The sequence below is a fragment of the Actinokineospora guangxiensis genome, assembly GCF_042657845.1.
Classification (GTDB): domain Bacteria; phylum Actinomycetota; class Actinomycetes; order Mycobacteriales; family Pseudonocardiaceae; genus Actinokineospora; species Actinokineospora guangxiensis.
On sequence record NZ_JBHSKF010000004.1, the window covers coordinates 413,564 to 429,506 of the forward strand.

Below are 15,943 nucleotides of genomic sequence, written 5' to 3' on the forward strand. Positions count from 1 at the left end.
AAAGCTAGCGCTGAGCACCGACAATCCCGGTTGTCCTGGCCTGGGCGCCGTCGCTCAGTCGCCTTGGCGCTGGCTGAACAGGGCGACGCCGACTGGCGGCAGGCCCACCACGCTGGCCATCAGGTCGCAGAAGGCCTCGCCGTGGGGGACCAGGTGCTCCGTCAGCGGAGTCCAGGACGCGCGCAGCTCCAGGTCGTCGGTGCGGGCCGGGCCCGCGATGTCGCCGAAGCGGGCCGAGGAGGTGTCGGTGACGGTGCCGCCCAGGGCGGTGTGCGGGGCAGCGGCCGCGGCGAGGGCGTCGGTCAGCCAGGACCAGCCGACACTGGGCAGCAGCGGGTCGTCGGCCAGCTCGGCGTCGAGTTCGGCGCGGACGTAGGCCACCAGGCGCAGCACGCCCTCCCACGAGTCCTGGCCGTCCGGGTCGTGCAGCAGGATCAGCCTGCCGGTGGCGTGGACGTCGCCGGGGCCGTCGGCCTCGGCGGTCAGGGCGTAGGCGAACGGGGCCAGGCGCTGCGGCGCGCGGACCTCGGCGAGGCTCAGCTCCCGACGCGGGCGCAGCGAGCGCAGCGCCGCGACGGCCCGGACGAAGATCTCAGGCGCTGGCGTCTCGGTCACGACTGGTAACTGTAGGACCACCCGAGTCGGTGAGCGGGGATGGCGCGCCGACCAATACCGCAACCCACGGTGCGAGTGGACCGCTCCCAGTGGACCCGTGGCACGATTGGCAGGCCATGACTGAGACAGCGCACATCCAGCACGGGGACATCCAGACCGGCGCCCGCAGGCACCTCCCCGACGCCCCGTTCCTGGTCGCCGCCCGCGGCGGCACCCCCAGCCGCGTTCCGGTGTGGTTCATGCGCCAGGCCGGCCGCTCGCTGCCGGAGTACCGCGAGATCCGCGCGGGCATCCCGATGCTCAAGGCCTGCTTCGAGCCGGAGCTGGTCTGCGAGGTGACGCTGCAGCCGGTCCGCCGCCACGGCGTCGACGCCGCGATCCTGTTCAGCGACATCGTCGTGCCGCTGGTCGCCGCGGGCATCGACCTGGACATCGTCGCGGGCACCGGTCCCGTCGTCGCCCACCCCGTGCGCACCCGCGCCGACGTCGACGCGCTCTCCGAGCTCGACCCGGCCGCCGTCGCGCCGGTCGCCGAGGCCGTCCGGCTGCTCACCGCCGCGCTCGGCGAGACCCCGCTCATCGGTTTCGCGGGCGCGCCGTTCACCCTGGCCTCCTACCTCGTGGAAGGCGGCCCCAGCCGCAACCACGAGCACACCAAGGCCCTCATGTACTCCGACCCCGACACCTGGCACGCGCTGCTGGGCAAGCTCGCGGGCATCACCACCGGCTTCCTGCGCGCGCAGCTCGCCGCTGGCGTCGACGCGCTGCAGCTGTTCGACTCGTGGGCGGGCGCGCTGTCCGAGCGCGACTACCGCGAGTTCGTCCTGCCGCACTCCACCCGCGTGCTCGCCGACGTCGCCGACGCCGGTGTCCCGCGCATCCACTTCGGCGTCGGAACCGGCTCGCTGCTGGGCGCGATGCGCGACGCGGGCGCCGACGTCGTCGGGGTCGACTGGCGCACCCCGCTCGACCAGGCCGTCAGCCGGGTCGCCAGGGACGGCTCCCCGACGGTCGTGCAGGGCAACCTCGACCCGGCGGTGCTGTTCGCGGGCGACGAGGCCGTCCGCGCGCACGCCGACCGGATCGTCGCCGAGGGCAGGGCCGCCGACGGCCACGTCTTCAACCTCGGCCACGGCGTGCTCCCGCAGACCGACCCGACCGTCATCACCCGACTCGTCGAGCACCTGCACGGGCTGCCGGTGCGCTGATGATCGCCGTCGTCGGCGGGGGCGTCGCCGGGCTCACCGCGGCCCACCGGCTGCGCGCCCTCGGCGCCGAGGTCACCGTCTTCGAGCAGGCCGAGCGCCTCGGCGGCAAGCTGCGCACGGTCGACATCGCCGGGACCAGGCTGGACGTCGGCGCCGAGGCCTGGCTCAACCGCCGCCCCGAGGCCGCGGCCCTGGCCGCCGAGCTGGGCCTGGCCACCGGCCACCCCACCGCGGCCCGCTCGACCGTCCACGCCGGCGGGTCCACCCGGCCGCTGCCCGGCGGCACGATGCTCGGCCTGCCCGCCGACCCGGCCGCCGTCGCCGGCCTGCTCACCGCCGACGGCCTGCGCCGCGTCGAGGCCGAGTCCGCGCTGGCCCCGCTGCGCCTGGACGGCGACACCGCGCTCGGCCCGCTGTTGCGCGCGCGCTTCGGCGACGAGTTGACCGACCGGCTGGTCGATCCGCTGCTGGGCGGGGTCTACGCGGGCCGCGTAGACCGGCTGGGGCTGCGTGCCACCATGCCGCCCGTCGCCGCCGCCCTCGACGCGGGCGCGACCTCGCTCACCGCCGCCGCCCGCGCGGTCGTGCGCCCCAGCACCGGTGAGCCGGTGTTCGCCACCCCGGACGCCGGAATGGGCGCGCTGGTCGACGCCCTCGCCGCGGGGGTCGAGGTGCGCACCGGAACCGTGGTCCGCTCGCTGGCCCGCGCCGCGGGCGGCTGGCGGCTGAGCCTCGGCGCGGCGAGCCCCGAGCGCGCGCTGCCCGAGGTCACCGCGGACGCCGTCGTGCTGGCCGTCCCCGCGCCGAGCGCCCGCAGGCTGCTCGCTGATGTCGTGCCCGCCGCGTCCGCCGGCTACGCCGAGGTCGAGCTGGCGTCGATGGCGGTCGTGGCGCTGGCCCTGCCCGAGGGCACCGAGCTGCCGGGCACCTCCGGCGTGCTGGTCGGGGCCGGGGAGCGCCGCTCCGACGGCAGGCCGTTCGCGGTGAAGGCCTTCACCTACTCCACCACGAAGTGGGGCCGCGGCGGCCCGGTGCTGCTGCGCGGCTCGGTCGGCAAGCTCGGCGACCACGGCGCGCTGCGCCTCACCGACCCCGAGCTGGTCAAAGCCGTCCGCTCCGACTTGGCCGACCTCGCGGGCGTCACCGCCGAACCGCTCGACGCGGTGGTCCAGCGCTGGGGCGGCGGACTTCCCCAGTACGGCGTCGGGCACGCGGACCTGGTCGCCGGGATCGAGGCCGCGGTGTCCGCCGTCCCCGGCCTGGCCGTCGCGGGCGCGACCCTGCACGGCGTCGGCGTCCCGGCCTGCGTCGGCACGGGCGAGACCGCCGCCCGGCGTGTCGCCGCCCACCTCGGCCTCGCGCCCTGAGAGTGGGACGATGACGGCATGGCCCGCCTGAACTACGCCGAACTGAACGACACGATCCGCTACACGATGTGGTCGGTCTTCCGCATCACCCCCGGAGCCCTGCCCGCCGACCGCGGCCCCACCGCCGCCGAGGCCCAGTCCTACCTGGACGCCCTCCCCGACAAGGGCGTCGAGGTCCGGGGCGTCTACGACGTCGCGGGCCTGCGCGCGGACGCCGACTACATGATCTGGTGGCACTCCGAGGCGATCGAGGAAGTCCAGGCCGCCTACACCGGCTTCCGCCGCACCGCCCTCGGCCGCGCCTCCACCCCGGTCTGGAGCCAGGTCGCCCTGCACCGCCCGGCCGAGTTCAACCGCAGCCACATTCCGGCGTTCCTGGCGGGCGAGGACGCGCGCAAGTACATCTGCGTCTACCCGTTCGTCCGCTCCTACGAGTGGTACCTGCTGCCCGACGACGAGCGCCGCAAGATGCTCGCCGACCACGGCAAGGAAGCCCGCGACTACCCGGACGTCCGGGCGAACACCGTGGCGTCCTTCGCCCTCGGGGACTACGAGTGGATCCTGGCGTTCGAGGCGGACGAACTGCACCGCATCGTGGACCTGATGCGACACCTGCGCGGCACCGAGGCGCGTCTGCACGTGCGCGAGGAGATCCCGTTCTACACCGGGACTCGGCTGCCCGCGGCGGAGCTGGTGACCAACCTGCCGTGAACCTCCTGGTTGTCGGTGGGCGGGGCCGGCGTCGTCCGGGTCCACCGACAACCGGCGGGGAGTGAGGGGAGGCATCGCACGTTGGATGTGGTGGGGGAGAGGCCTGTCGGGGGGATTGGTGAGGGGGATGGGGGAGGGTGGGTTACGTACTTCAGGACGCGCGTGGCGTTGGGAGGGTGGTCGGCAGCCTAGGCCCGGAGGTTGGCAGTCCGGGTTGGCAGTCCGGGGTGGCGTCGAGTGGGTGGTTGGGGAGGCGCCTCAGCGCCGTTGCCACCAGCGGCGCTTCTGAGGGGGCAGAGCCCAAGCGCGGAAAGCGGCAGCGTCAGCCCGTCCCCGGGTGCCGGTCTTGCGGGGGTTGGCCGCTGCCCATTCGTCAAAGAGTTCTCGGTATCGCTCACCCAGCTCAGCCGCCGTCTCCGGGTCCAGCAGGGCGTTCACGCGCCGACGCTTGTTCAGCAGGGCCCGGGCCTCCACCGCGAGCATCCGCCCATCGAAGCCCTCAGGGGCCACCCCGCCCGCCAGCAGCGCCCGCAGCAGTTCCTCCTGCCGCCGCCCCAGTTCCTCCCGCGCGCTCAAGCCGTCACAACCCTGCGGATCGCCGCGAGTTCGGCGGCCAGGTCGTCGTCGGTTGGGTAGTGGTCGTCTCGTTCCAGCAGTACGCCGGGAGGGCTCACCCGCGCGCACACGTCGGCCAGCAGGTCCAGCACCTGGTGTGGAACCGGATGGGCGTGGGAGTCGTGGTAGACGCCGTCATGTTCGTAGCCGCCTGCGACGTGCACATAGGCCACTCTCTCCAGTGGCAGGTCGTCCAGCAGGGCATCGGTGTCGTGGCCGAGGTTGCGGGCGTTGGCCCACATGTTGGCCACGTCGAGCAGCAGCAGGCAGCCCGTCCGTGAGGTCAGCTCCCCGAGGAACTGCGCCTCGGTCAGCTCGGCGTCGGGCCATTCCAGCAGGGCCGCGATGTTCTCCAGGGCCAGGGGGACGTCCCCGAGGATGCGCTGGGCCTGGTTGACGTTCTCCACCAGCACGTCCAGGGCCTCGTGCGTTCGGGGGACCGGCATCAGGTGGCCGGAGTCGAAGTCGCCCGCGCGGACGAAGCAGACGTGGTCGCTGACCAGCGGGGCGTCGAGGGCGTTCGCCACGCCTGCCAGGTGTTCGACGCGGGTGGTGTCCAGGGGGTCGGCGCCGCCGAGGGACAGGGAGACGGCGTGCGGGAGCACGGGGACGCCTCGGGAGCGGAGTATCCGGAGGGACTCCGGGAGGGTGCCGTGGGGGATGTTCTCCGCCACGACCTCCACGAAATCCACACCCGGCAGGCGTTCGACGGTCAGGTCGATCTCCGACCGCCAGCCGATGCCCACTCCCAGTGCTCCCATGGCGTCCATCATGCCCCCGCTCGCCGTCTCAACCCCCGGTCACCCGCCGCCACCCCCGCCGCAGCCGCCCCCGCCGCCGCAGCTGCTGCCACCGCCGCTGGAGCACGACGACGCGTGGCCGCACGTGTACCCGGTCCCGCCGCCCGACGACGCGCCGCCGCTGCTTGCCTTCACCGTCGCCAGCGCTGAGCTGATCTCCGGGTCGGGATAGGCCGTGAGGCCGCCGAACAGCACGGCCACGGTCGCGCCGCCGAGGACGGCGGCCTCGATGGCCGACGGGTCGTTGCGTGCTTCCTTGGCCTGCTTGAGCACCCGTTCGCCCGCGTAGGTCCGCTCGCCGAGCGGGGCCCGGTAGAGCACCACCGTGACCAGTGCGGTGATCAGCAGGCCCATCGTGAGCCAGCCGACCGGGAAGCCCTGCGCCAAGCCGTTCACCCACCGCGCGATACCCACCACGAGGAGCACCACGGCGGGCACCGCGGCAAGCCGCGCCCGCACCGCTCCTCCGTCGACCAGCAGCCCCTTGGCGGTCAGCGACGTCCGCACCCCTCGAACGGCATCGCCGCGACCGACCCGGTCGACCAGTGGGCGTATCGCCCGGTAGCGCTCGGCGTTGGCCATGACCTCCCGGTCGACCGTGTCCGTCGCCGTGGCCCCCGCCACCACCCGGACCGCCCCGTGCCTGCCCGCCTTGAGCTTTCCCAGGTCGAGCAGTCGTGCGACGGCGGTCTCCACGACACGCCGCTGTCCCCCGGCCAGGTAGGCCAGTTCGTGCACCGACAGCAGGTCGGCGGACATGGTCCCCGCCGCCGACCTGCCGACCGCGTCCCCGGCCCGCGCGGTGATGCGCACCGCGGCCGCGAACAGCAGCACGAACACGAAGCCGACCAGATAGATCCGCAGGAAGTCGGGCCCGTTGATGCCCCACGGTTCCATCGGTACCCCCTCACCGGGCAGGCGGTTCCCTGCGCGCCCGGAGGCTTCACGCCGCCGCTGGTCACGTCACGGACCGCACCGCCCATCCCCTCGTTCGTCCGATCAGGATTGATCGTCCGGGGACAATGCTGTTGCGGTGTGACCGATAGCACAAGGCAGCTTGAGCAAGACTTAGGGAAGCCCTGTGGAGGAATTAGGTTAGCCGGCCGTGAGCGCGCGACTACTGCTCGTCGGGCACCAGGCGCAGGCTGATCGAGTTGATGCAGTACCGCTGGTCGGTGGGCGTCGGGTAGCCCTCGCCCTCGAAGACGTGACCGAGGTGGCTGTGGCAGGTGGCGCAGATGACCTCGGTGCGCACCATGCCGTACGCGCGGTCCTCGCGCAGGATGACCCGGTCACCGGCCAGCGGGGAGAAGAACGACGGCCAGCCGCAGTGCGAGTCGAACTTCGTCTCGCTGCGGAACAGCTCGGCCCCGCACGCGCGGCAGTGGTAGGCGCCCGAGGTCTTGGTGTCGGTGTACTCGCCGGTGAAGGCGGGCTCGGTGCCCGCCTCGCGCAGGACGCGGTACTCGGCCGGGTTCAGCTCGGCGCGCCACTGCTGCTCGGACTTGACCACTGGAGGGGTGGCTCCGACAACGGGTTCCATGGTCTCCACGCTAGCCCAGGAGCAGCAGGACGATGAACGCGAGCGACTCCCACGCCGCGATGAGCACGCCGAGGAGGATGAGCGCGACGAGGATGCCCGCGGTCAGCCGGTAGTGGCCGCCGAGCCGGTTGGCGGACTCGGCGAAGTCGGACACGCCGCCGAGGTATCCCTCGACGGTGTAGTTGGGGCGGACCCGCTCGACGCGGTCCAGGTGGGCGGCGAACGCCTGCGCTTCGGGGTCGTCGCGGTCGAGTCCCAGCAGCTCGTCGCTGAACCGGTCCCGCGGTTCGTCCTGGGCCATGCCCCCACGGTAGCCCGCCGTGGGCCCGATGTCGTCGGCCGCGCGGTGATTGCCCCGGCGGTAGGCTGCGCCGGTGGCAGCAGCAGCCGAGGAGTTCGACGTCGACGGCCGCGCGGTGCGGGTGTCCAGCCCGGACAAACCGTACTTCGCCGAGCTGGGCATCACCAAGCGCGACGTCGTGAGCTACTTCCTGTCCGTCGGCCCCGGCATCCTGGGCGCGCTGCGGGATCGGCCGACGACGCTGGAGCGCTGGCCGGGCGGGGTCGTCGAGGGCGCCAAGCTCTCCACCAGGGCCGACCACCGCGGCGACGCGTTCTACCAGAAGCGCGTGCCCAAGGGCGCCCCCGACTACGTGGAGACCGCGCGCATCACCTTCCCCAGCGGCCGCCCGGCCGACGAGGTCTGCCCCACCGAGCTGGCCGTCGTCGTGTGGGCGGCGAACCTGGGCACCCTGACCTTCCACCCCTGGCCGGTCACCCGCGCCGACGTCGACCGGCCCGACCAGCTGCGCATCGACCTCGACCCGCAGCCGGGCACCGACTTCGCCGACGCGGTCGCCATGGCGCACGAGGCCAGGGCGCTGCTGGCGGAGCTGGGCATGGTCGGCTTCCCGAAGACCTCCGGCGGCCGCGGCGTGCACCTCTACGTGCCCGTGGAGCCGCGCTGGACGTTCGTGCAGGCGCGCCGGGCGGTCATCGCCCTCGGCCGCGAGCTGGAGCGACGCAACCCTGAGCGGATCACCACGAAGTGGTGGAAGGAGGAGCGCGGCGAGCGGATCTTCCTCGACTACAACCAGATGGCCCGCGACCGCACGATCGCCTCGGCCTACTCCATCCGCCCGACCCCGCGCGCGCTGGTGTCCGCGCCGCTGACCTGGGACGAGCTGGACGACGCGCGCCCGGAGGACTTCTCCGCGCTGACCATGCCCGCCCGCTTCGCCGAGGTGGGGGACCTGCACGCGGGCGTCGCCGAGCAGGCCTTCGGCCTGGAGCCGCTGCTGGAGATGTACGAGCGCGACCAGCGCGACCGCGGCGAGGGCGACCTGCCGTACCCGCCGGAGTACCCGAAGATGGAGGGCGAGCCCAAGCGCGTGCAGCCCTCCAAAGCGCGCGACGACTAGAAGTTGCTCCATCCGGTCGAATGATGGGCATTTCGACCGTTCGGCGAGCCGGAAACGTCAGTCCGCGTGCCTACACTCGGCAGATGGAGGAGAGGAGGCTCGACGTGACGGACTACCTGGTGCGCTACGTCGGCGGGCCCCTCGACGGCCGGGTCGACACGGTCCCGGCGCCGAGCGCGCCCCGCGAGACGGTCACCCACGTGCACCTGCACGAGGGGCCGAAGATCGTGCACCACTACGACCTCTCCTACGCCGTCGAGCTGGGCTGCGAGTACCGGCTCCGCGAGGACGACGAGGCCTGAGTCACCCGATCCGCAGGTCCGCGACCACCGGCCGGTGATCCGAGGCCTCCGCCGACGCCGATGATCCCGTCGCGGGCACCCTGGACCCGAGCACCTCGACGTCATCGGACACCGCGATGTGGTCCAGCCGCAGGTCGGGGGCGTCCGCCGGGTAGGTGGGTCCGGGCTGTACGCCGGTGAAGCGCTCCCAGAGCGGGTCCAGCTCGGGCGCCCCGGGCTCGGCGTTGAAGTCGCCCAGCAGCACGTGCGTCCCCCGCTCGCCGACGGTGGCGAGCATGTCGGCGACCTGGCGGGCGCGGACGGCGGGGTCGGGCCGGAAGTCCAGATGTGTCACCCAGACGTGCACCGGTCGCCCGCGCGCCAGCACGACCGCCTCGGCGAAGCCCGGCGCCGACCCGACCGAGGAGTCCTGTGTGGACCATCGGGTGATCTCGTGGTTGGCCACCTCCGCCACCGGCAGCCTGCTCAGCACCGCGACGCCGAAGCGCCTGCGCGGCGGGCCGGGCAGGTCGTAGACCGGCGCGAAGTGCACGCGCATCCCCAGCGCCAGGCCCAGTTCGCCGGCCTGGTCGGCGAATCCGCTGCGCGCCGACCAGCGCACGTCGACCTCTTGGAGCCCGACCACGTCGGCGCCGCTCGCGCGGATCGCCGCCGCCGTCCTGGCCAGGTCCAGCGCGCCGTCGGCGCCCACACCGCTGTGGATGTTGAAGGTGGCGACCGTGATGTCCACCGGACGCGCGCCCACGGGTGTGCCCGCCAGCAGCAGCAGCGCCAGCAGCAGCGGGGTCACGGCGGGCAGACCGTCCCGTCGCGGGGCACGGTGCCCTCGCGCAGGAACGCCGTCGCGGCGTCGGTGGCGCACGGGGACACCGCGAGCGCCCCGTGGCCCGCGCCCTGCCACGTCACGCCGACGGCGGTGGCCATGCGTCGCACGGCGCGATCGGTGCCCTCCAGCGGCGTCACCGGGTCGCTCGCGGTGGCCAGCACCACGATCGGCGGCGCGGCCTTCGCCGTGGTCTGCGGGACCGGCTTGGACGACACTGGCCACGGCCCGCACAGCGCCAGCCACTGCCCGGCCAGCGCGCCGAACACCGGGTAGCGCTCGTTCAGCTCCGAGGCCGTCTTCTCGATCTGCTCGGTCGCCAGCCGCGACTTGGTGTCGTTGCAGCGCAGCACCAGCGTCCCGTCGAAGCGGGCGGGCACCTCGTCGGTGTCCTGCACCAGCGGGCGGGTGTACTCCAGCAGGGCGTCGTAGGAGCCGCCGCGCGCCGCGGCGACGGCCTCGGCCAGTTCCGGCCAGGCCGTCCGGTCGCGCAGGCCGATGTGGACCCCGCGCAGCAGCAGGCCGGGGTCCGGGCCGTCCAGCGCCTCGATGACCGCCTCGCGGGCGGTCGCGCCCAGCGGGCAGCCGCTCGTGACGCAGTCGGCGGCGAAGGCGTCCAGCGCCGCCTCGGCGCCGGTGGCGATGCCCGCCGCCACGGCTCTGGCGTCGTCGTCGGGGTCCGGGTGCCCGTCGAGCACCATCCGACCGACGCGCTCCGGGTAGCGCTCGGCGTACACCGACAGCACCCGCGAGCCCTCGCCGACGCCGATCGCGTGCAGGTGGTCCATGCCCAGCGCCGTGCGCACGGCGTCGGCGTCGGCCGCGGTGCGCCAGGTGTCCAGGGCGGGCAGCCTGCGCTCCAGCGCGATCGAGCAGTTCTGCCCCGAGCTGCGCGCCAGGTCGATCCACTCGTCCACGGCCAGCGCGCGCGGGTCGGCGGTGAGCAGGTCCTCGCGGATGTCGGAGGGCAGGCAGCGCACCGGCGACGAGTCGCCGGTGCCCCGGCGGTCGACACCGATCAGGGAGAAGCGGGTGAGGAAGTCCTCGGGCATGCGGGAGGCGAGCCGCGCGGCGTAGACGGTGCCCGGCAGGCCGTCGGCGTCGGTGAACACCGCGACCGGGATCTCGCCGGTGCCCGCGCGCAGCACCCGGATGCGCAGCGTGCCGCGGCCGGGCGAGTAGGGGGAGTCGACGACGCCGTTGACCTGCCCGCAGGAGATCTCCGCCGTCGGCGGCTGGGGCAGCGCGGCCAAGGCGGCCTCGGTCTCCGGCGGGCACTCGCTCCAGCGCACCGAGCCGGGGCCGGGCTCGCCCAGCGGCGGCACCGGGGCGGGCGCGGGCAGGGCGTCGGTAGGCGGGGTGAACGCGTCGCCGCCGCGGACCACGATCGCGGGCCGGGTGGACGGGCCCGCCGTGCACGCCGAGAGCAGCGCGGCCACCACGACCCCGGTGACCAACCGCCTCACGCACCCACCTCCGAGAGCTGCCTGACTTCCTGGGCCCCAGCCTGCCTCCCAGGGGGTGAGAGCACCGTGAACAGCCGACATAGCATGGCCGGGTGGTCGTGGCGCACATGGAAGACGCGGGCAGGTCCTGGCGGTGGTTCGGCCGGCTGGCCGCGACCCCGCGGCTGACGGGGTCGATCCCGCCGACCGTGCAGGTGCTGCTCGGCATCATCAGCGTGCAGGTCGGCGGCGCGGTGGCCAAGACGCTGTTCACCAGTGCGGGGGCCACCGGCGTGGTGGCGCTGCGGCTGGTGTTCTGCGCGCTCATCCTGCTGCTGATCTGGCGACCGACCATCAAGCGCGAGACGCTCGGCGTCGTCGTCGTGTACGGCGTGGTGCTCGGCACCATGAACCTGCTGTTCTACCTCTCGCTCGCCCGCATCCCGCTGGGCGTCGCCGTCACCATCGAGTTCCTCGGCCCGCTCGCGGTCGCCCTGCTCGGCTCGCGGCGGCTGCGCGACGTCCTCTGGGCGCTGATGGCCGCGGGCGGCGTGGTGCTGCTGGCCAGGGGCGGCGGCGACATCGATCCGGTCGGCGTGCTGCTCGCCCTCGGCGCGGGCGCCTGCTGGGCGGGCTACATCCTGGCCAGCGCGAAGCTGGGCAGCCGCACGAGCGACGGCACCGGTCTGGCGCTGGGCATGGTCGTGGCCGCGGCGCTGGTGGTCCCGTTCGGCGTGGCCGACGCGGGCACGGCCCTGCTGTCGCCGACGGTGCTGCTCGCCGGGCTCGCGGTGGCGCTGCTGTCCTCGGTGATCCCGTACTCGCTGGAGCTGGAGGCGCTGCGCAAGATCCCGCCGAGGGTGTTCGGCGTGCTCATGAGCATGGAACCGGCCGTCGCCGCGCTGGCCGGGCTGGCGCTGCTCGGCGAGCTGCTCGCGCCCGTGCAGTGGGTGGCGATCTGCCTGGTCGTGGCGGCCTCGGCGGGCGCGACCAGGTCGGCTAACGCTCCTTGACCTCGCCGCGCAGGACCGCGTCCAGGTCGTAGCGGGCGGGCTCTTCCAGCTGCTCGTAGGTGCAGGAGGCGGGCTCGCGGTCGGGCCGCCAGCGGCGGAACTGCGCGGTGTGCCGGAAGCGGCCGGGGTATCCGCCCTCGGTGTGCTCGTAGGCGACCTCGACGACCCGCTCCAGCCGCAGCGGCACCCACGGCTGCTCTGTGGTCCGCCACCGGCTGACCGCGCCGGGCATGCGCATCAGCTCGTGGTCGGGGTTGTCGGCGACCCACGGGTGCGCCTGCGCGCCGCCGGGGATCAGCTCGGCCATCTCCTCGGCCAGCTCGCGCCTGCGCGCCGCGGGGAACGACCCGACCACGCCGACGTGGTGCAGCGTGCCCTCGTGGTCGTGCAGGCCCAGCATCAGCGACCCGACGGCCTCGCCCGGCTCGGTGTCCTTGTACCAGCGCAGCCCGCTCACGACGCAGTCCGCGGTGCGCGAGTGCTTGAACTTGAGCAGGGTGCGCTTGTTCGGGGTGTACTCGCCGTCGGCGGGCTTGCCCATGACCCCGTCCAGGCCCGCGCCCTCGAAGATCTCGAACCAGCGGCGGGCCAGGTCGGCGTCGCGGGTCACCGGGGTCAGGTGGACGCGCTCGCCCAGGGTGAGCGCGCCCTCCAGCACCTCGCGCCTGCGCACGGTCGGGGTCTCCAGCAGCACCTCGTCGCCCACGGCGAGGATGTCGAAGGCGATGAACCGCGACGGGGTCTTCTCCGAGAGCATCGCCACCCGGCTCGCGGCGGGGTGGATGCGCTCGGCGAGGCGATCGAAGTCGAGCTTGCCGTCGATGTCGACGATCAGCTCCCCGTCGAGGACCGAGCGCTCGGGCAGCGCCTCGCGCAGCGCGGCCTCGGCCTCGGGGAAGTAGCGGTTGAGCGGCTTGCCCGAGCGCGACTGCAGGAAGACCTCGTCGCCGTCGCGGAACACCAGGCAGCGGAAGCCGTCGTACTTGGGCTCGAAGACCAGGTCCCGGTCGTCCGGGATGGACGGCACGGCCTTGGCGAGCATCGGTTGCACCGGCGGTGTCAGCGGGAGGGCCACGGGCCCATCCTGCCTGATCACCGCACCCGTGTCCGCTTCGCCGCGCCCATCTCCACACGCACCGCCGTCGGCAGGCTCGCCACTCCGAGGGACTCGCGCGCCCGGCTCAGCACCGGGTCGTCCAGCTCGCGCCAGACGGCCTTGACGTCGCAGCCGTCGACCAGCCACAGGCTCAGCCGCAGCGCGGGCTGGTCCTTGTCGCCGACCACGGTCACCTTGGCCCGGTCGACCCCGTCGACCCGCTCGGCGTCGGCGGCGATGGCCTCGGCCAGCGCGCCGGAGGTGACCGTCAGGTCGTCGGTCAGGTCCAGGTTCGGGTGGCGCTCGGGGCGCAGCGCGCGCAGCGCGAGCCGCACCCCGGCGAGGAGGAACAGCAGCCCGACGCCGATGGCGACGAGGCGGGAGGTGACCGGCCACGAGGTGATCACGTCGACGGCGACCGGGTCGAGCACCGGCCTGCGCGCCCTGCCCTGGCCGAGCAGCCCGGCCCCGACGACGAGCGCACTGGCCCCGGCCAGCAGGGCGAGCGCGCCGACGAGGCCGGTCAGGCCGCGCTCGGTGCGGTAAGAGCGGGCGACGGCCCGCACGGACGGCGGCTTCACGAGTCCTTCTCCGGTGTCTCTGGCGCCCGGCGGTCGGCGACCCCGGGGGCGGCGAGCGCGACGGCGTCGCTGACGGCCCGCTCGGGGGCCAAGGCCAGCAGCCCGGCGGTGGTCGAGGTGGCGGGCGCGGTCATCGGTCCCTCGGGGAGTCGACGACGACGTTGACCCGCGGCACCCGGACCAGCGGGAGGTCGGTGAGCAGGTCGCCGACGACGCCGGTGAGCCGGGGCCGCAGCTGCTCCTCGCCCACCAGCCTGCTCGTCGCGCGGACCCTGATCTTCTTCGCGGTGGCGGTCACCGACGCGCCGCGCACCCCGTCCTCGGCGCGGACCCTGGTCCCGACGATGCGGGCCAGCGAGCGCGGCGAGGTGCGCACGCTCACCCCGGGGGCCGGGTCGGCCAGCACGACTTCTCGCCTGCGCGCCGAGAGCGCGGCCACTAACAGCCCCAGCCCGGCCACGGCGGTGATCCAGGCGGTGACCTGCACCGGCGTGGACTCCCAGGACACCTCGGCGAGCCGGTCGCGCCAGTCCGGCCACGGCACCAGCAGCGGGCCCTCGGTCGGGCGCAGCCACAGCCAGCCCACCTCCAGCGCGAGCAGCGTCCCCGCCGCGGCCAGGGCCAGCGCCAGCAGCGCGGCCACGATCCTCACGAACACGCGCACGGCTCACTCCACTCGGTTGTGGGTCGGCGGCACCAGGCCGGTGACCACGACGGAGACGCCGCGGACGCGGTAGCCGGTGATCCGCTCGACGTCCTCGGTGACCTTCGCCCGGACGGCGTCGGCCACGGCGCGCACGGCGGCGGGGTAGTTCAGGGCGAGTTCGAGGCGCACGTCGACGCCGGGGCCGTCGCCGTCGACCTCGGCGGTGGCGCCGTGCTGCCCGAGGCCGAGGGTCCGCGTGGTGCGGGCGGTTCCGGGCGTGCTGTCGGCGGCGTGCTCGGCGACCTTGCGGACCACGACCGGCGCGATGGTGAGCGTGCCGCGATCGGCCCCGTCGGAGACCGCTGGGGCCGCTGGGGCCGTTGGGGCCGCGGCGGTCCCGGCGGGCGCCGGCGCCGCGGCGGTGTCCACAGGGGCCACGTCAGCGGTCCCTGCCCTTGCCCGCGAACACGTCGGACAGGTCCAGCTCGCCATCGATGACCCGGCCGACGACCAGGCCGACGAAGCCGATGGCCAAGGTCACCAGGAAGGCGAGGAAGCCCTGCGTGGCGGCCAGGCCGAGGATGAGACCGGCGATGATCCCGGTCTGGGTGGCGTTCATGTCTCCCCTTCAGCGCCCCAGTCCTGGGGCTCGTCAACGAACCCTGGGTTTGCGGTAGCGGCGCAGGTACCAGCGGTGCAGCTTGTCGGTGATGCCGCGGAGCCCGCGCCGGGGACCCGCGCCGCCGACGACGGGCGCCTCGAAGCGCGGGTCTCGGCCGCGGCGGGCCCGCAGCTCGGCGAGCCGTTCGGCGAACGCGGCGGGGTCGCCGCCGCGGTCGGGGTGGTGCGCGCGGATGAAGGCCCGGTACTCGTCGTTCTCCCGCCGCCCACCGCTCACGATTCCTCCACATCGGACACGTGGACGTCGACGGCCACCGGGCCCGCCTCCGCACGCACCAGGTCGCGCAGCTCGGCCAGCACCGGGGGGATGGGACGGTCGGCGCGCAGCACGACCGACACCTCCACCCCGGTGACCCCCTGGCCGCCGCTGCTGACCTCGCCCTCGTCCGGCCCGCCGACCGCACCGCGGACCGCGACGCCGATGACGCGCCGTCCCGGCAGCGCGGTCGAGACGGTCCCGAAGGGACCGCCGTCGAGCCGGGTCACCGAGGGGTGCGCGCGGACCGCCGCGCCGATCCGGTCGGCGAGACCGGGCATCACTCCACCCGAGACTGCTGCGGGGTCTCCTCCGCGCCGCCGTTCTCGTCGGGCAGGTGGATGTCGTTGACCGCGATGTTGACCTCGATGACCTCCAGGCCGGTCATCCGCTCGACCGCGGTGATCACGTTGCGCCGGACGGCGCGGGCCAGTTCCACGATCCCGGCGCCGTACTCCACGACGACGTCGAGGTCGATGGCGGCCTGCTTCTCGCCCACCTCGACCGCGACGCCCGAAGTGGACACCGTGCCCGCGCCCGGGATGCGCTCGCGGATCGCCCCGAACGCCCGGGAGACGCCGCCGCCGAGGGCGTGCACTCCGGACACCTCGCGGGCGGCCATGCCCGCGATCTTCTGCACCACACCGGAGGCGATGGTGGTCTTGCCCTGCGCCTGCTCGTCGGCGAGCCGCGCCGGGACGCCCCCGGTGCGCGGGACCGGCGCGGTCTCGGTCGGCTGGGCCTTGGTGGTGCTGGGCTGTGCCATGTCTGGCAGCTCCCTTCCCCGTGGAGGTGATTGGACGACGAACCCTCTTCGTCG

23 protein-coding genes are annotated in these 15,943 nt (G+C 74.1%); 6 read left to right on the forward strand and 17 right to left on the reverse strand.

Annotated elements, in window-relative coordinates; all coding sequences use genetic code 11:
* Window positions 1-54: 54 nt before the first annotated feature.
* Window positions 55-615: a DUF3000 domain-containing protein gene (locus tag ACFPM7_RS12215; protein ID WP_378247124.1), complete on the reverse strand. Its 561-nt coding sequence runs from the start codon at window positions 613-615 to the stop codon at window positions 55-57.
* 116 nt (window positions 616-731) lie between these two features.
* On the opposite strand from ACFPM7_RS12215, the gene hemE reads away from it, so the two are divergent.
* The 3 genes from hemE to hemQ are packed head-to-tail and all read left to right on the forward strand — an operon-like array spanning window position 732 to window position 3,901.
* Complete coding sequence (gene hemE / locus ACFPM7_RS12220; RefSeq protein WP_378247126.1) at window positions 732-1,823, forward strand: uroporphyrinogen decarboxylase; 1,092 nt, start codon at window positions 732-734, stop codon at window positions 1,821-1,823.
* Window positions 1,823-3,190 carry a protoporphyrinogen oxidase gene (gene hemG, locus ACFPM7_RS12225; RefSeq protein WP_378247128.1) on the forward strand — a complete coding sequence of 456 codons (1,368 nt, stop codon included), beginning with the start codon at window positions 1,823-1,825 and terminating at the stop codon, window positions 3,188-3,190. Before hemE ends, hemG begins: the two co-directional genes overlap by 1 nt.
* Before the next feature lie 18 nt (window positions 3,191-3,208).
* Complete coding sequence (gene hemQ / locus ACFPM7_RS12230) at window positions 3,209-3,901, forward strand: hydrogen peroxide-dependent heme synthase (RefSeq protein ID WP_378247130.1); 693 nt, start codon at window positions 3,209-3,211, stop codon at window positions 3,899-3,901.
* A 258-nt stretch (window positions 3,902-4,159) separates the two neighbouring features.
* On the opposite strand, the gene ACFPM7_RS12235 is transcribed toward hemQ, so the two are convergent.
* The 5 genes from ACFPM7_RS12235 to ACFPM7_RS12255 form a co-directional block, all read right to left on the reverse strand.
* A complete protein-coding gene (locus ACFPM7_RS12235) occupies window positions 4,160-4,477 on the reverse strand; it encodes an SCO6045 C-terminal-like domain-containing protein (protein WP_378247132.1) in 318 nt (105 codons plus the stop codon).
* Entirely contained in the window at window positions 4,474-5,277 is an 804-nt protein-coding gene (locus ACFPM7_RS12240; RefSeq protein ID WP_378247134.1) for an MbnB/TglH/ChrH family RiPP precursor modification enzyme, read from the reverse strand. The genes ACFPM7_RS12235 and ACFPM7_RS12240 overlap by 4 nt, the downstream gene beginning before the upstream one ends.
* A gap of 39 nt (window positions 5,278-5,316) precedes the next feature.
* Entirely contained in the window at window positions 5,317-6,213 is an 897-nt protein-coding gene (locus tag ACFPM7_RS12245; protein WP_378247136.1) for a TIGR04222 domain-containing membrane protein, read from the reverse strand.
* A 220-nt stretch (window positions 6,214-6,433) separates the two neighbouring features.
* A complete protein-coding gene (gene msrB, locus ACFPM7_RS12250) occupies window positions 6,434-6,859 on the reverse strand; it encodes a peptide-methionine (R)-S-oxide reductase MsrB (protein WP_378247138.1) in 426 nt (141 codons plus the stop codon).
* A gap of 10 nt (window positions 6,860-6,869) precedes the next feature.
* Window positions 6,870-7,160 carry an SdpI family protein gene (locus ACFPM7_RS12255; RefSeq protein WP_378247140.1) on the reverse strand — a complete coding sequence of 97 codons (291 nt, stop codon included), beginning with the start codon at window positions 7,158-7,160 and terminating at the stop codon, window positions 6,870-6,872.
* 73 nt (window positions 7,161-7,233) lie between these two features.
* Here ACFPM7_RS12255 and ACFPM7_RS12260 point away from each other — a divergent pair, with 73 nt between their 5' ends.
* Window positions 7,234-8,280: a DNA polymerase domain-containing protein gene (locus ACFPM7_RS12260; RefSeq protein WP_378247142.1), complete on the forward strand. Its 1,047-nt coding sequence runs from the start codon at window positions 7,234-7,236 to the stop codon at window positions 8,278-8,280.
* Between the two features lie 83 nt (window positions 8,281-8,363).
* Window positions 8,364-8,582 carry a hypothetical protein gene (locus ACFPM7_RS12265; RefSeq protein WP_378247144.1) on the forward strand — a complete coding sequence of 73 codons (219 nt, stop codon included), beginning with the start codon at window positions 8,364-8,366 and terminating at the stop codon, window positions 8,580-8,582.
* 1 nt (window position 8,583) lies between these two features.
* Here ACFPM7_RS12265 and ACFPM7_RS12270 read toward each other — a convergent pair whose 3' ends face one another.
* Together ACFPM7_RS12270 and ACFPM7_RS12275 are read right to left on the reverse strand one after the other, a co-directional pair.
* A complete protein-coding gene (locus tag ACFPM7_RS12270; protein ID WP_378247146.1) occupies window positions 8,584-9,372 on the reverse strand; it encodes an endonuclease/exonuclease/phosphatase family protein in 789 nt (262 codons plus the stop codon).
* Window positions 9,369-10,871 carry an alpha/beta fold hydrolase gene (locus ACFPM7_RS12275; RefSeq protein WP_378247148.1) on the reverse strand — a complete coding sequence of 501 codons (1,503 nt, stop codon included), beginning with the start codon at window positions 10,869-10,871 and terminating at the stop codon, window positions 9,369-9,371. The genes ACFPM7_RS12270 and ACFPM7_RS12275 overlap by 4 nt, the downstream gene beginning before the upstream one ends.
* A gap of 92 nt (window positions 10,872-10,963) precedes the next feature.
* On the opposite strand from ACFPM7_RS12275, the gene ACFPM7_RS12280 reads away from it, so the two are divergent.
* The gene (locus tag ACFPM7_RS12280; protein WP_378247150.1) at window positions 10,964-11,863 is read left to right on the forward strand and encodes an EamA family transporter; all 900 of its coding nucleotides are present in this window, start codon (window positions 10,964-10,966) and stop codon (window positions 11,861-11,863) included.
* Here the strand turns inward: ACFPM7_RS12280 and ACFPM7_RS12285 are convergent.
* Genes ACFPM7_RS12285 through ACFPM7_RS12325 form a run of 9 tightly spaced genes read right to left on the reverse strand, consistent with a single transcriptional unit; the run spans window position 11,850 to window position 15,889 of the window.
* On the reverse strand, window positions 11,850-12,938 hold the full coding sequence (locus ACFPM7_RS12285) for an ATP-dependent DNA ligase (RefSeq protein WP_378247152.1): 1,089 nt from the start codon (window positions 12,936-12,938) through the stop codon (window positions 11,850-11,852). The genes ACFPM7_RS12280 and ACFPM7_RS12285 overlap by 14 nt on opposite strands.
* 17 nt (window positions 12,939-12,955) lie before the next feature.
* The gene (locus ACFPM7_RS12290; protein WP_378247154.1) at window positions 12,956-13,540 is read right to left on the reverse strand and encodes an alkaline shock response membrane anchor protein AmaP; all 585 of its coding nucleotides are present in this window, start codon (window positions 13,538-13,540) and stop codon (window positions 12,956-12,958) included.
* The gene (locus ACFPM7_RS12295) at window positions 13,537-13,674 is read right to left on the reverse strand and encodes a hypothetical protein (protein ID WP_378247156.1); all 138 of its coding nucleotides are present in this window, start codon (window positions 13,672-13,674) and stop codon (window positions 13,537-13,539) included. The genes ACFPM7_RS12290 and ACFPM7_RS12295 overlap by 4 nt, the downstream gene beginning before the upstream one ends.
* A complete protein-coding gene (locus ACFPM7_RS12300; protein ID WP_378247158.1) occupies window positions 13,671-14,204 on the reverse strand; it encodes a DUF6286 domain-containing protein in 534 nt (177 codons plus the stop codon). Before ACFPM7_RS12300 ends, ACFPM7_RS12295 begins: the two co-directional genes overlap by 4 nt.
* A 3-nt stretch (window positions 14,205-14,207) precedes the next feature.
* Window positions 14,208-14,624 carry an Asp23/Gls24 family envelope stress response protein gene (locus ACFPM7_RS12305; RefSeq protein ID WP_378247160.1) on the reverse strand — a complete coding sequence of 139 codons (417 nt, stop codon included), beginning with the start codon at window positions 14,622-14,624 and terminating at the stop codon, window positions 14,208-14,210.
* A gap of 1 nt (window position 14,625) precedes the next feature.
* Window positions 14,626-14,805: a hypothetical protein gene (locus tag ACFPM7_RS12310; RefSeq protein WP_378247162.1), complete on the reverse strand. Its 180-nt coding sequence runs from the start codon at window positions 14,803-14,805 to the stop codon at window positions 14,626-14,628.
* Between the two features lie 33 nt (window positions 14,806-14,838).
* On the reverse strand, window positions 14,839-15,084 hold the full coding sequence (locus ACFPM7_RS12315; protein ID WP_378247164.1) for a hypothetical protein: 246 nt from the start codon (window positions 15,082-15,084) through the stop codon (window positions 14,839-14,841).
* Window positions 15,081-15,404, reverse strand: coding sequence for a hypothetical protein (locus ACFPM7_RS12320; RefSeq protein WP_378247166.1), 324 nt, complete (start codon window positions 15,402-15,404; stop codon window positions 15,081-15,083). The genes ACFPM7_RS12315 and ACFPM7_RS12320 overlap by 4 nt, the downstream gene beginning before the upstream one ends.
* Complete coding sequence (locus tag ACFPM7_RS12325; RefSeq protein WP_378247168.1) at window positions 15,404-15,889, reverse strand: Asp23/Gls24 family envelope stress response protein; 486 nt, start codon at window positions 15,887-15,889, stop codon at window positions 15,404-15,406. The genes ACFPM7_RS12320 and ACFPM7_RS12325 overlap by 1 nt, the downstream gene beginning before the upstream one ends.
* Window positions 15,890-15,943: the final 54 nt, after the last annotated feature.